This is a genomic window from Pseudomonas sp. Pme6b (assembly GCF_058129925.1).
In genome coordinates this window covers 169,715-182,608 of record NZ_CM176704.1, presented here as the reverse complement: position 1 = coordinate 182,608, position 12,894 = coordinate 169,715, and the positions used below count along the sequence as shown (strand labels likewise).

The window sequence follows — 12,894 nt, the reverse complement described above, 5'->3', positions numbered from 1 at the left end:
TGCGCCTGTCAGGCAGCTTGTTTGGAAACGTTGAGGATGGTCAACAGTGATTGGGCATGTTGAGCGGCCTCAAGCCCGAGGCTGGTCAGATAACCGCCATCGACCTGGGTCGTCAGTCCTTTATCGAAGAGTCTTTTTGCTGCTGCAACGGCAGTGGGTGCCGCTACATGGTGGACTTTCAGGCCTTCCTGGGTGTTTCCCAGATTGAACAGTGCAAGGATTTCCAGTTCGGCAACCAACTCAGGGGTATACGACATAGGTACTCCAGACTTTTTGTAGTAGTACGACCTCGCCGGCTGGCGGGTGTGCTCTGGAATCGACGTGTCCAATCTGCGCTCGTCGGTTCTGGATGACCGTTGAAGCCGGTTTGGCGTGGCAGCCCCGGAGGATCATGCGGCAGCGGGGCATTTGCAGTGTAGTCAGCGTCTGGAGTGTTTGCAGCATATATCTTGCTGGCACGACCTGACCGCAAGGTTACTTTTCCGGGGGCAGGGCGCGCAGGGCGCGCAGCGCTGCTTCGTACCATTGCGTATCGAACGGACGGTCCTGCTCCAGCAAGGCGTCGATTTCGATGGCCAGGACGTGCGCCATCATTTCGAGAATGTCTTCACGCTCGTAGTTAACCAGGGTAAGCATGTTGAAAACAGCCTTGGCCGCTGGCGGGTTACCGGATTCGATCTGGTTCTCGATGGCTTCGATCAGGGTCGAGGCGGCAAATTCTTCTTCGTCATTGTCGAGTGCGTCGTTCATGTTCATTCCTCTGGTAAGGCAGGCAGTCTAACCGGCGACCTGAAAACAACAAACCCCGGAGGTCCGGGGTTTGTCAGCACATTGGCGAAGATCAGTCAGCCGTCGGCTGGCCCATCGGTACAGGTTCCTTGCTGCGCCAGTGCGGCAGGGAGTTCCAGTAGCGCTCGCCCTTTTCATCGTCGTACATGCCTTCCCAGCGCGAGATGACCAATACGGCCAGCGCGTTGCCGATCACATTCAGGGCCGTACGCGCCATGTCCATGATCCGGTCGACACCGGCAATAAACGCCAGGCCTTCCAGCGGGATACCGGCGCTGCCCAACGTTGCCAGCAGTACCACGAAGGAAACACCCGGCACACCCGCGATACCTTTGGACGTGACCATCAGGGTCAGAACCAGCATCAGTTGCGCGCCAATCGACAGGTCAATGCCATACAGCTGGGCAATGAAGATCGCCGCAATGCTCTGATAAAGCGTAGAACCATCGAGGTTGAACGAATAACCCGTCGGCACCACGAAGCTGCAGATCGCCTTCGGCGCGCCATACGCTTCCATTTTCTGGATCACGCGTGGCAGTACGGTTTCGGAGCTGGCGGTGGAGTAGGACAGAATCAGCTCGTCCTTGAAGATGCGCATCAGCCTGATCACCGAGAAGCCGAACGCCCGAGCGATCAGCCCCAGCACCACGAAGGCAAAGAAGGCGATGGCCACATATACCAGAATCACCAGCTTGGCGAGCGGCAACAGGGAGGCGAAACCGAAGTTGGCGACGGTCACCGCAATCAGCGCGAACACGCCGATCGGCGCGTAGTTCATGATCATGTGCGTGACCTTGAACATGGTTTCCGAGACGCCCTGAAACAGCTTCACCAGAGGCTCACGGACCTCTGCCTGCAGGCTGGAAAGCCCGAGACCGAACAGCACTGAAAAGAAGATGATCGGCAGCATCTCGCCACGCGCCATGGCAGCAAAGATGTTGGACGGGATCAGGTTGAGAATGGTCGCGATAAACGCGTGATCATGCTGAACTTCGGCCGTTGTCTGCTGGTATTTGGAGATATCCACCGTACCCAGCGTGCTCATGTCGATACCCGTGCCCGGATGGAACACATTGGCCAGCACCAGGCCCACCAGAATGGCGATGGTGGTCACGACTTCGAAATAGAGGATGGTCTTCAGACCGATGCGCCCCAGTTTCTTGGCGTCGCCCACACCCGCGATGCCTACAATCAGCGATGCGACAACGATAGGGATAACGATCATCTTGATCAGACGAATGAAGATATCGCCCGCAGGCTGCAGGAGATTGGTGATCCACCAGGCCTTCTCGGCGCTGAAATGGTTGAGCAGCGCCCCCACCGCGATACCCAGTACCAGTCCGATCAGAATCTGCCAGGCCAGACTCAGCTTTGCCTTCTTCATATTATTACCCTTGTTCAAAGTGGCTTGGGCAAGTCCAAGACCGATGCGCCGAGCGTGCTTTTCAAAGCAGTTTCAGGGCAGGGGATCCCTTTGGAAATGTCCCGAGAAGGTCACCGCAGACGAGCATCCCGGCTCTGTAGCAGGCGAAAAAAGTCGCAACTATTCCCATGGCACGCGCATACGTCTAATGCCGTAAACGACTACCTCATGCTCAATCGGCATACAAATAAGCAGAAATGTGTTGATTTATGTCGCGAGGCGAGAGGGCGATTCGGCGCGAAGGTGGCTAAAACGTCGTCTTCGGCCTGATGGAGAGAAGCGGGTTTGCAGAAAGAACATAGCGGTGCTGAATCGATTACTCGGCGCATTTAACAGATGTACGGTAGTGCAGTGCTCAGGCCAGCTTATCCGCAGACAAGCTCATGGCCTGAGCGATTGAGTCGAGTCGCCGCCCTGTCAGCCTTTTCCTTTGGTGCGGGTCATGTGCGGGCCGCTGTTTTTCTCCAGATACTCGATAATCATCCCGGCCACATCCTTGCTGGTGGTGACTTCAATGCCTTCCAGGCCAGGTGACGAGTTGACCTCCATCACCAGCGGGCCGTGATTGGAGCGCAGAATATCCACACCCGCCACACTCAAGCCCATGACCCTGGCTGCACGCAATGCAGTCATGCGTTCTTCCGGGGTGATCTTGATCAGGCTGGCACTGCCGCCACGGTGCAGGTTGGAGCGAAACTCGCCCGGTTTGGCCTGACGCTTCATCGAGGCGATGACCTTGTCACCGACAACGAAGCAGCGAATATCGGCACCGCCCGCTTCCTTGATGTACTCCTGCACCATGATGTCCTGCTTGAGCCCCATGAAGGCTTCAATCACCGATTCGGCTGCCGTAGCGGTTTCGCACAGCACCACGCCGATGCCCTGAGTGCCCTCCAGCACCTTGATGACCAGCGGCGCGCCGTTGACCATCTGGATCAGGTCGGGAATATCGTCAGGCGAGTGGGCAAAGCCTGTCACCGGCAAGCCGATGCCCCGACGTGACAGCAGTTGCAGCGAGCGCAACTTGTCGCGCGAGCGGGCAATGGCGACCGACTCATTGAGCGGAAACACGCCCATCATTTCAAACTGACGCAACACCGCACAGCCATAGAAAGTCACCGAGGCACCGATGCGCGGAATCACCGCATCAAAGCCCTCCAGAGGTTTGCCGCGGTAGTGGATCTGCGGCTTGTGGCTGGCGATGTTCATATAGGCGCGCAGGGTGTCGATCACCACCATCTCATGGCCACGCTCGATGCCAGCTTCGACCAGACGACGGGTGGAATACAGACGCGGATTACGCGAAAGCACAGCGATCTTCATGCAACACCTGAGGAAGTAGAGGCCGGGAACACCGGCTTGTCTTGTACGTAAGTTATGCCCGGATTGACCACCAGTTGGCCGTCGATCAGCGCCTTGGAACCCAGCAGCAGTCGATAACGCATCGACTTGCGGCAAGCCAGTGTGAATTCCACTGGCCAGATACGATCACCCAGGGCCAGCGTAGTGCGAATGACGTAACGCACCTGCGCGTGGCCATTGGAGCTTTTAATGGTTTTCATGGCGACCAGTTGCGCCTCGCAGCGGCGATGCCGCAACTGAACCACAGTGCCCAGATGCGCGTTGAAGCGCACCCATTTCTGGCCATCGCGCTCAAAAGGTTCGATTTCGGTGGCATGCAGGCTTGACGTGCTCGCACCGGTATCGATTTTTGCCCGCAGGCCCGCCACCCCCAGGTCGGGAAGCGCTACCCACTCGCGCAGGCCGATGACTGTCAGATGGTCGAATGTTTTCAATGCAATTCCGTATGTCTCAAGACTTCTGCCAGACGTCAGGTGCTATCTGCGCCAGGGCTTTGAATGCAGGTTTGGCGAACAGATAGCCCTGCATCAGGAAAATGCCGCAATCGGCGAGAAAGTCCCGTTCCTCAACCTGCTCTATACCTTCGGCAATGAGCTTAATCCCCAAGTCCGAACACATTGTGACAACACCCCGAACAATAGCCTGACGCGCGCGATCACGATGAATGTCGCGAATCAGGTTCATGTCGAGCTTTATCAGGTCTGGCTGAAAGTCCGCGAGCAGCGTCAGCCCGGAATACCCGGCACCGAAATCATCGATGGCGGTCATGAAGCCGAACTCGCGATACTCGCGCAGAATATTGCTCAAGTGCCCGTTGTTATCCACATGCTCGCTTTCGATGGTTTCGAAAATCAAACGCTCGACAGGAAAGTCATGCTGCCTGGCGGCCTCCAGCGTGCTGCGGATACACAGCTCGGGACGATACACGGCGTTGGGCAAAAAGTTGATCGATAAACGCTCGTTCATGCCCAGTTTCGCGGCACCGGCGATGGCGGTGGTCCGACACGCCTGATCGAAGCGGTAGCGGTTCTGGTCGTTGACCTGACTCAGAACGGACATCGCACCTTCGCCATTGGGGCCACGAACCAGCGCCTCGTGAGCGAAAATCGACTGGTCGTGAAGGTTCACGATCGGTTGATACGCGTAGTCAAACGAGAAATCCAGTTCCGGACTGCCCGTGCATCCCGCGCACCCTTTTCTGGGGGCGGTCAACGAAGTTGGAAAATCTGTCACGTCGCGCTCCATGTAGGGGTCGGGCAATGAAAAGGGGAATAGCTGTTTTTGACAAGCAAGGATCGGTTACTTCATGTTCGTGTGGGTATGTACACATCAGGCGAGCGACGCAGTCGCGTTTCCTGATGAGCCCGATAACGTTCAGACTGCTGCACTGATGAGGAATTCAAATGGCGCAAAAGCCGGAAGAAGATGACAAGGTCCGTCTGGATAAATGGCTGTGGGCCGCACGTTTTTTCAAAACACGCGCATTGGCCAAAGCAGCTATCGAAAGCGGCAAGGTGCACTGTCGCGGCGAACGTTGCAAGCCCGGCAAGGAGCCTCGTCCAGGCGACGAGTTTCAGATTCGCATGGGCTTCGATGAGCGCACGATAGTGGTCGAGGCGTTGTCCACCGTTCGCCGGGGTGCGCCTGAGGCGCAGACGCTGTATAGCGAGACACCCGACAGCATCGCCAAAAGAGAAAGCGCGGCCGCTCAGCGCAAGGCTGGCAACCTGGGTGTAACTACCGACGGAAAGCCCACCAAGAAGCAACGCCGGGAGCTTTTTGGTTTCCGTGCCAGCCACAACAACGACTGAAAACAGCGCATGGCGGCTCCGGCGATCAGCCCGAACGGCCAACCCGCTTGGAAGCGCACCGGATAGCTCCTAAAATGCCGGTCAATCCGCATGGCCACGGCGCTTTCGAGTGCCGGACGGTGCTTGCTCAGCCGCGAGCCATCCAATGTCATTACTTCAGATACCTTCCCTATGCATGATTTACCGGACACCGATTTCACCCAGCGCTTCATCTTCGACGAAAGCGACGTTCGTGGAGAGCTGGTAGCCCTTGAACGCAGTTATGCCGAAGTACTCGCCAAGCACCCGTACCCGGAGCCGGTCGCGCAGTTGCTGGGAGAACTGATGGCTGCCGCCGCTCTGCTGGTCGGCACCCTCAAGTTCGACGGACTGCTGATTTTGCAGGCGCGCTCCAGCGGCGCTGTACCGCTGCTGATGGTCGAATGCTCCAGCGAACGCGAGCTGCGCGGCATCGCCCGCTATGACGAAACGCTCATCACGCCAGCCGCTGGCCTGCAGGACCTGATGCCTGACGGTTCGCTGGCATTGACTGTCGACCCGCACAAGGGCAAGCGCTATCAGGGCATTGTGGCGCTGGATGGCGTCGACCTGTCGGAAAGCCTCTCTAACTACTTCGTGATGTCCGAGCAGTTGGGCACCCGTTTCTGGCTCAAGGCTGACGGTCATCGCGCCCGCGGCCTGCTGCTGCAGCAACTGCCTGCCGCACAGATCACCGACCCGGAAGAGCGCGATGCCAGCTGGGAACATGTCATTACCCTCGCCAGCACCCTGACTGCCGAAGAAATGCTCGGCCTGGACAACCAGACCATTTTGCATCGCCTGTATCACGAAGACCCAGTGCGCCTGTTCGACGCCCAGCCAATCTGTTTTCGCTGCAGTTGCTCGCGCGAGCGCTCGGCCAACGCACTGGTCAGTCTTGGCCTGGAGGACGCGCAGCAACTGATCATCGAGCACAACGGCAGCATCGAGATCGACTGTCAGTTCTGCAACGAGCGCTACCTGTTCGATGCCACTGACGTTGCACAGCTGTTTGCTGGCGGCGGTGTCGATTCGCCATCTGACACGCGCCATTGATCAACGCGTAAAGCCCCTCAGAATACGGTATGGGCCCTTGTAATGCTGTTCTGACAGGAGGGTCCTACCATTTCTGGGCATTTCTGGCATAATCCGGCCCACTTTTACGCTGTAGTAGTGGTTGTTTTTTACTACAAAACCGTTTGGAGCACTCGGCTACAGGCCGACGGGGAACCTCATGACGCAAATCAACAACGCTGTGCACACCGATCTGAGCACCGACGAACTGGTCAAGGAAGCCCTTGCCCGTAACGAAGGCGTACTTTCCGACACTGGCGCACTGGTTGTGGAGACAGGCCATCGTACTGGCCGTTCGCCGGTCGATCGTTTCATTGTTGAAGAGCCGAGCACCCAGGACGCCATCGCCTGGGGCCCGATCAACCGCAAGTTTCCGGCCGAGAAATTCGACGCCTTGTGGAACCGTGTCGGTGCATACCTGGCCGAGCGCGAGCTCTTCGTTTCCCACGTTCATGTAGGCTCCGATCCTGCGCACTACCTGCCCGTCAAGATGACCACCGAAACTGCGTGGCACAACCTGTTCGGCCGTTGCCTGTTCATCAACCCTGAACAGTACAACCCGGCTGGCAAGGACGAGTGGGAAATCCAGAACGCGCCATGGTTCGTCTGCGACCCTGAGCGTGACGGCACCAACTCCGATGGCACCGTCATCATCAACTTCGCCGCGCGCAAGGTACTCATCGCAGGCATGCGTTATGCCGGCGAAATGAAAAAAGCCATGTTCTCGGTACAGAACTTCCTGCTGCCAGCTTCGGACGTGCTGCCGATGCACTGCGCCGCCAACATGGGCGAAGAGGGCGATGTAACCCTGTTCTTCGGCCTGTCCGGCACCGGCAAGACCACCCTGTCCGCCGATGAAAGCCGTTACCTGATCGGTGACGACGAGCACGGCTGGGGCGAAGGTGTGGTGTTCAACATCGAAGGCGGTTGCTATGCCAAGTGCATCGACCTGTCCGAGAAGAACGAGCCGGTCATCTGGAAAGCCATTCAGCACGGCGCCGTACTGGAAAACGTCGTACTTGACCCGGTCACCAAAAAAGCCGACTACGCCGACAGCAGCCTGACCCAGAACAGCCGTGCGGCCTACCCGCGTGAACTGATCGAAAAACGCGCACCGAAAAACCTCGGCGGCGAGCCAAACGCCGTGATCTTCCTGACCTGCGACCTGACCGGCGTCCTGCCACCAGTGTCGATCCTCAGTGAAGAACAGGCTGCCTACCACTTCCTGTCGGGTTACACCGCACTGGTCGGTTCGACCGAAATGGGTTCGGGTTCGGGCATCAAGTCCACCTTCTCCACCTGCTTCGGCGCCCCGTTCTTCCCGCGTCCGGCTGGCGAATACGCTGAACTGCTGATCAAGCGCATCCGCGGCTTCAAATCCAAGGTCTACCTGGTCAACACCGGCTGGACCGGCGGTGGCTACGGCGTCGGCAAGCGCTTCAACATCCCGACTACCCGTGGCGTGATCGCAGCCATCCAGAGCGGCGCACTGATCGGTGCAGAAACCGAGCACCTGGACACCATCAACCTCGACGTACCGAAATCGGTACCCGGCGTCGACACCGGCCTGCTCAACCCACGCAACACCTGGGCTGACAAAGCGGCCTACGACGAAGCCGCCAAGGCCCTGGCTGGCCTGTTCGTGGAGAACTTCAAGAAGTTCGACGTGAGCGACGCCATCAAGGCTGCGGGTCCGAAGTTGTAATTAGCGTCCTCTAAAAAAACCGCCTTTATCAGGCGGTTTTTTTTGGTCCTGGAATTGAGTACTTGATGTAGAACCGTTCAGATTGCGACTCGACGATTGAATAGCGTCCGCACAACCTCCGTGTAAATATAAGCGTTGGCATCAGTCATTTATTATCTTGCCTGTAGGTATGGCCCGGCTTTATTACAAACTTCTTTACCAGAGCATTGAGTTCTTTACCGGGGTAGAGATCAAGGCACTTCAATAAATAAAACTTTACGCCCTTTACTTCAGAGTCAATCAGAGGGCTCGTATAGTCTCTGGCTAAATCCTTATCAATGAGCGCTTCCACTGCATCAGGGCTTCTCTAATATCCGTAATAAGCCCATTCGTATGAGGACCAAAATTATAGGGGAAGCCTTGCCCGAATCCACTCCAAGCGTGTAGGAGGCATAGTGATTGCGTGATCTTTCTGCTCCTTGTCGTCTTGATAGGTAATACTGCTTTCAGAAAACTTAAGCGGCTCATGTCCGGGCTGGCCGTCCCAAAAGATCCTATAGTATCTCCTGGCTAACAGCTCGCCTTGATCGTCGAAGATAGTCAGCCGGACCCTCTCCATGCCATCGCCATTAAAAAGACTGTTATTGAGTCCGGCTCCGCAAATATTTATTATAAATTTCTCATTGTCGAAGTTTTTTGTGCCTCCTTTTAATTCTTTAGTGTGATTGTAGCTCTGGCAGTCAGTATTGTCTAGCACGTTAAATGCAGTGGAGTAAATAACCAAAGCAATAAATATAAAAACAAAGAAGAAAAAAGACCAGAGGTACATTTTTCTTACATGGGCTCTGAGGGTTTGCATAATGTATCCAGCTTTATGATAATAGGCTTTTTTAGTTTATGTATTTCAGGTCTGCTGTAAATCATAAAATCGCCACCCCGACCATGCTTCTCTCTCCACTCACTATAAGAGCTATTGTACACAGGCCAGTAAACATCTTTCTCCATAAATTTTCTGACAATACCTGTTCTTTTATCTACTGGCTTGTCAATCTGCCCGCCAGGCAAATAGTCCCAATTGATTTTAGTTTCAGTTATAGGGGTACTACCCATATTAGTATGAATTTTCTTACCGTCAACAAGATCACTGACAACGGCAGAGTAGGAAAGAATCATCTCATTTTTGTTCCAGTGCCCTAGATATTGACTATTGCCATCATTTTTGTCGTTAAAGGAATAGTTATCTTTCAGGTAGGTATATACACTAGTAATGGTCGCCGTAGCTTCAGCGCAAAAAGTTTTGGTTCTGGCTGTATCGTCATATCTGTAAAATTTTTCCACAGCAACTTCAACCCTGCCAATAGCAGCATAGATATTAAAATTTCCTAGCGTGGCAGTGAGATCAGTTAAACTCATGCCGTCAAGAGTGTTACTTGTTGATATTGCCTGAAACTGAATTTGCCAGTCAATATGAAACTGCCTGATATCCCCTATCCAAGGAGACGTATCAAAGGAAAGATTTGCTGCCGAACTAGAATCATCGAATTTATTTTTTACATGCTTGAGGATTTTTTGTTTAGCACCTGCAATTGCTTTTTCAGAATGAATTTTTTCTTCAATTAATTCATTAAATTTTTCTGCTACGCTTCCATACTTAAAAGCCCATTTTAATGTCACTGTTGTGTCATCAATGGGTTGAACTGAATTGGGTTGATCATTGTAGATATGCTTAGGGCTAGCGAACCACCGTTTGGCGATCTTGGCAGCTGTCGGCCAACCTATTTTGTCCATGGCCAAAGGAATATCCTGAAGATCAAACTCTGGAAGCTTTTCCTTATCTTCCGCATCGCGCTCTAGCGTATAGGGCTTTGAGGGTTTGGTTTCCCCGGAGGATGGTTTATTATTTTTAACTTCAGTAAGCGATCTCTTACCTCCCGCTTCTGTTTGTTGCGCCATACGTTGCTCTTTACTGCGCTCTGTGGGCTTTAAGACTACTTGACCAGGCGCGCAACGATTATAGGAGATTTTTTGCGGAGTATTGATGGGGACAGCCCCCTCTAGGCCATCATTTTCTTTCCATACTTTGCCACGAAAAATAGACCGTTTCATCGTGTAGTAAGGTATTTTCTTTACTTCAGCCATAAACCCGTTCCTTGGTAAAACAATAAAATCCCAAATCCGCTCAGCACCTCTCGCGCAGCGGCAGAACTGCCGGAGCAACGTAATGCAGATCTGCATTGTTTAGCCTGTGTACCCAAACCGTCAATTTCGCTGCGCACCGGAGTATCGATTCTCTCTCTCCATGTGACTCGATTAACATTGTGAGCCCGCACGTCCGCGACGTTTGACCACATGATGGATGGCCTAGCCTGTGCCGTTCATGCGTCGAAAAATCTGCTCATATGGCTATTGCTTCGGCCACAGCGCATTAGGCCAGTGATCAGCTCAATCGCGGCGGTCGGGAGTTGTCCACGGCCTGGGTTGGAGGGGCAAGACTGAATGCCTGATTCAACGGCAACCGTCGTAACTGCGAGGTCGCCGGAGCCATGTTGTAATTAAACATCTCCGTGTCCGTCCCCACATACGGACCCCGTAAATGCTCATGGAAACGCCTCGACTTGTCGGGGCGTTTGCTTGTCTGGAATACTCATTTCCATTTGTGACGATGGCAAGGAGGTGGTTTGTGACAGCGACCGGAATTCAGGTACGTCGTTTTGTGCCGAACGATGAGCAAGGTGTGTCGGCATTGATCCTGCCCATCCAGCGTGAAGAATTCGGTATCCCCATCACCGCCGAGGATCAGCCTGATCTGAAGGCGATTCCCACGTTTTACCAGATCGGCACAGGTGATTTCTGGGTCGCGGTGCAAGGTGATCACGTCGTCGGCAGCATCGCGCTCAAGGACATCGGCTCAGGGCAGGCAGCGCTGCGCAAGATGTTCGTTGCCGCGCCGTTTCGCGGCAAAGAGTTCTCGATTGCAGCCAGGCTGCTGGACCGTTTGATCGAAGAGTCGACTCGCAAAGGCGTGACCGAAGTGTTTCTGGGTACAACCGACAAATTTCTCGCCGCACATAGATTTTATGAGAAGCACGGTTTCCAGGAGATCGCAAAAGAGGATCTGCCTGCGAGCTTTCCGCTGATTGCGGTGGACAGCAAGTTCTACGTGCTGGGTCTGAACCCTGAGTAAAGCTGTGGCCGCAGCTCAGCCCAACGGATTAAACCCGCTCGCCGCACTGCAATAGCGTTGGCGAGTGGCGGATTCAGCGAGACGCTTGCACTGCTCCTTGAAATACACCTTGGCACCCTTGCGACACTCCCGGTATTCGATTGAGCCTCTACGCCAGTTACGGCACACGCTGGTGCCGTCGATTTGAGCATCTGTAACGATCCATTCAGCGTGATAGGTGCGCTTCCTGTCCCACAACGGCCGACTCAACGAATTGCGCCGCTGCGAGCCTTGGCTGCGGCCTTTGCTGTTGTGCCTTGTAGTGGCTCATGTAGCTCGCAGACACCATGCCCTGTGCGGTTGAATTTCGAACTGTCTCTTGGCCTTTGCCAAATCGACAGGTAGCGACTGTTTCGTCGATGAGATTATCCGGTCCCATGCACTCAGACAGCGTTTGGGGGCGGCCCGGCGTCTCGTGTAGTGGTAGCGGAGCAACGGCTGAAGCGTCGGCATCGACGAAAGCAGAAGATAGCGCAGGCGCGGCATCGATTGTTTTCGGCAAATGCCGGTAATGAAACAGGCCGTAAGCGCACAGCCCCATCAGTAAAAGCACCATCAATAGATAGTGCTGGAACGTCGGAGCACTCCTTGACTTGCGGCGCTGAGCACGCGCAATTGTGTCTTCCTCGTCGACACTCAAGTTTTCGGAAGCGTTACGGCGATTCTTCATGTCTTGCAATCAAGCCTCCTGAATATCTGACTGGCTTTTCCGCGCGTTGAAAATGTCCATGGCCGAGCTGTCGTCCGATGTGATGAGCGCGGCGTAATTGGCGGGGTATTGTGCTTTTTCTATGGGTGGCAGCTGGTCGTAGTGGGCGAGAAGCATGACCAGCGTTTGAGTGCTTTTGCCGGTTTCGTTGTATTCGTCGGTATACCTTTGGCATATGGCCCTTTTCCATACTTGCTCTTGAGAGTAGTTTTCGGAGTACGCGGCATTTCTTTCGTTTATTGTGAAGTCGCCACCCTCGTCATAAATAATCAACCTCAGTTGATCCTGAGATAAACCCGCGAATGGGTTTTTTCCTGCCCCGTTGCTGAACGAAGTCGCTTGCATGGCTCTTTCGAGCAATGCAGGGTCGTCCGTATCCGGAATCTCTGCGTCGTGCAGTTTTCTATTGGCGTAATAGCTGTTGCCTGCAACTTTATCACTAATGTTTTTTGCCAAGGCCCCCAGGTTTTTGAAGTCAAGACTGCTGTCGCGGGCTTGGGCTCGTGCTGCGCTGCTACTTAATTGAGTGGACAATGTCGAGAAGATGGCGCCGTCAGGGGTAGGCCCAGAAACAAGTTCTTTAAGGCTGGAATTTAAAGGCGTGGCGGAGGTGCTTTTCTCGACAGCTGTTAGTGCGGTTTTATGGGTGAGGTGTTTGAGGGATATTGTATCAATCATGCTGCGTCCTCGCGGCAGAGGCCAATCCGTGGCTTTATATTCACTCTTTGTATCGGCCCAGCCAGACACCGCTTTAGTTTTCCGCTGAAAAGCGTGCGTATCAAAATGCGACACGCACGCTCC

Annotated in this window: 13 protein-coding genes and 2 pseudogenes; 4 read left to right on the top strand and 11 right to left on the bottom strand. The window is 54.4% G+C overall.

Annotated features, from left to right (window positions below; translation table 11 throughout):
* Positions 1 to 8 precede the first annotated feature (8 nt).
* The 6 genes from AC4ANE_RS00850 to rimA all read right to left on the bottom strand — a co-directional run bounded on the left by AC4ANE_RS00850 (position 9) and on the right by rimA (position 4,807).
* On the bottom strand, positions 9 to 257 hold the full coding sequence (locus tag AC4ANE_RS00850) for a TIGR02647 family protein (RefSeq protein ID WP_002555822.1): 249 nt from the start codon (positions 255 to 257) through the stop codon (positions 9 to 11).
* Positions 258 to 474: 217 nt separating this feature from the next.
* Entirely contained in the window at positions 475 to 750 is a 276-nt protein-coding gene (locus AC4ANE_RS00845) for a hypothetical protein (protein WP_460408657.1), read from the bottom strand.
* Positions 751 to 841: 91 nt separating this feature from the next.
* Positions 842 to 2,173: a glutamate/aspartate:proton symporter GltP gene (gltP, locus tag AC4ANE_RS00840; RefSeq protein ID WP_002555824.1), complete on the bottom strand. Its 1,332-nt coding sequence runs from the start codon at positions 2,171 to 2,173 to the stop codon at positions 842 to 844.
* Positions 2,174 to 2,629: 456 nt separating this feature from the next.
* Positions 2,630 to 3,535 carry a 30S ribosomal protein S6--L-glutamate ligase gene (rimK, locus tag AC4ANE_RS00835; RefSeq protein WP_002555825.1) on the bottom strand — a complete coding sequence of 302 codons (906 nt, stop codon included), beginning with the start codon at positions 3,533 to 3,535 and terminating at the stop codon, positions 2,630 to 2,632.
* Positions 3,532 to 4,008 carry a retropepsin-like aspartic endopeptidase RimB gene (rimB, locus tag AC4ANE_RS00830; RefSeq protein ID WP_002555826.1) on the bottom strand — a complete coding sequence of 159 codons (477 nt, stop codon included), beginning with the start codon at positions 4,006 to 4,008 and terminating at the stop codon, positions 3,532 to 3,534. The genes rimK and rimB overlap by 4 nt, the downstream gene beginning before the upstream one ends.
* A 16-nt stretch (positions 4,009 to 4,024) precedes the next feature.
* Positions 4,025 to 4,807 (bottom strand): S6 modification regulatory phosphodiesterase RimA, encoded by a 783-nt coding sequence (rimA, locus tag AC4ANE_RS00825; protein ID WP_002555827.1) that lies wholly within the window; start codon positions 4,805 to 4,807, stop codon positions 4,025 to 4,027.
* 170 nt (positions 4,808 to 4,977) lie between these two features.
* On the opposite strand from rimA, the gene AC4ANE_RS00820 reads away from it, so the two are divergent.
* The 3 genes from AC4ANE_RS00820 (at position 4,978) to AC4ANE_RS00810 (ending at position 8,182) form a co-directional block, all read left to right on the top strand.
* A complete protein-coding gene (locus AC4ANE_RS00820; RefSeq protein ID WP_002555828.1) occupies positions 4,978 to 5,385 on the top strand; it encodes an RNA-binding S4 domain-containing protein in 408 nt (135 codons plus the stop codon).
* 171 nt (positions 5,386 to 5,556) lie between these two features.
* Positions 5,557 to 6,459 carry an Hsp33 family molecular chaperone HslO gene (hslO, locus tag AC4ANE_RS00815; RefSeq protein WP_002555829.1) on the top strand — a complete coding sequence of 301 codons (903 nt, stop codon included), beginning with the start codon at positions 5,557 to 5,559 and terminating at the stop codon, positions 6,457 to 6,459.
* 178 nt (positions 6,460 to 6,637) lie between these two features.
* Positions 6,638 to 8,182 carry a phosphoenolpyruvate carboxykinase gene (locus tag AC4ANE_RS00810; RefSeq protein WP_002555830.1) on the top strand — a complete coding sequence of 515 codons (1,545 nt, stop codon included), beginning with the start codon at positions 6,638 to 6,640 and terminating at the stop codon, positions 8,180 to 8,182.
* Positions 8,183 to 8,327: 145 nt separating this feature from the next.
* Here the strand turns inward: AC4ANE_RS00810 and AC4ANE_RS00805 are convergent.
* From AC4ANE_RS00805 to AC4ANE_RS00795, 3 genes and pseudogenes are all read right to left on the bottom strand, one after another.
* Positions 8,328 to 8,522: pseudogene (locus AC4ANE_RS00805) on the bottom strand (T6SS amidase immunity protein Tai4 family protein); the annotation flags it as partial.
* Positions 8,523 to 8,567: 45 nt separating this feature from the next.
* A complete protein-coding gene (locus AC4ANE_RS00800; RefSeq protein WP_054071596.1) occupies positions 8,568 to 9,020 on the bottom strand; it encodes a hypothetical protein in 453 nt (150 codons plus the stop codon).
* Positions 8,996 to 10,300, bottom strand: a complete 1,305-nt coding sequence (locus AC4ANE_RS00795; protein WP_031595719.1) for a DUF6402 family protein — start codon at positions 10,298 to 10,300, stop codon at positions 8,996 to 8,998. Before AC4ANE_RS00795 ends, AC4ANE_RS00800 begins: the two co-directional genes overlap by 25 nt.
* 541 nt (positions 10,301 to 10,841) lie before the next feature.
* Here AC4ANE_RS00795 and AC4ANE_RS00790 point away from each other — a divergent pair.
* Entirely contained in the window at positions 10,842 to 11,345 is a 504-nt protein-coding gene (locus AC4ANE_RS00790) for a GNAT family N-acetyltransferase (protein ID WP_005730266.1), read from the top strand.
* A gap of 15 nt (positions 11,346 to 11,360) precedes the next feature.
* On the opposite strand, the pseudogene AC4ANE_RS00785 reads toward AC4ANE_RS00790, so the two are convergent.
* Both AC4ANE_RS00785 and AC4ANE_RS00780 read right to left on the bottom strand, forming a co-directional pair.
* Positions 11,361 to 11,925: pseudogene (locus AC4ANE_RS00785) on the bottom strand (hypothetical protein).
* 138 nt (positions 11,926 to 12,063) lie between these two features.
* On the bottom strand, positions 12,064 to 12,771 hold the full coding sequence (locus tag AC4ANE_RS00780) for a hypothetical protein (RefSeq protein WP_031595715.1): 708 nt from the start codon (positions 12,769 to 12,771) through the stop codon (positions 12,064 to 12,066).
* Positions 12,772 to 12,894 lie beyond the last annotated feature (123 nt).

Bases quoted from the DNA above. Each gene is read 5' to 3' on its own strand.
- AC4ANE_RS00845 (WP_460408657.1), bottom strand. From the start codon at position 750: ATGAACGACGCACTCGACAATGACGAAGAAGAATTTGCCGCCTCGACC.
- AC4ANE_RS00820 (WP_002555828.1), top strand. From the start codon at position 4,978: ATGGCGCAAAAGCCGGAAGAAGATGACAAGGTCCGTCTGGATAAATGG.
- AC4ANE_RS00810 (WP_002555830.1), top strand. From the start codon at position 6,638: ATGACGCAAATCAACAACGCTGTGCACACCGATCTGAGCACCGACGAA.
- AC4ANE_RS00795 (WP_031595719.1), bottom strand. From the start codon at position 10,300: ATGGCTGAAGTAAAGAAAATACCTTACTACACGATGAAACGGTCTATT.
- hslO (WP_002555829.1), top strand. From the start codon at position 5,557: ATGCATGATTTACCGGACACCGATTTCACCCAGCGCTTCATCTTCGAC.
- AC4ANE_RS00800 (WP_054071596.1), bottom strand. From the start codon at position 9,020: ATGCAAACCCTCAGAGCCCATGTAAGAAAAATGTACCTCTGGTCTTTT.
- gltP (WP_002555824.1), bottom strand. From the start codon at position 2,173: ATGAAGAAGGCAAAGCTGAGTCTGGCCTGGCAGATTCTGATCGGACTG.
- rimK (WP_002555825.1), bottom strand. From the start codon at position 3,535: ATGAAGATCGCTGTGCTTTCGCGTAATCCGCGTCTGTATTCCACCCGT.
- AC4ANE_RS00780 (WP_031595715.1), bottom strand. From the start codon at position 12,771: ATGATTGATACAATATCCCTCAAACACCTCACCCATAAAACCGCACTA.
- AC4ANE_RS00850 (WP_002555822.1), bottom strand. From the start codon at position 257: ATGTCGTATACCCCTGAGTTGGTTGCCGAACTGGAAATCCTTGCACTG.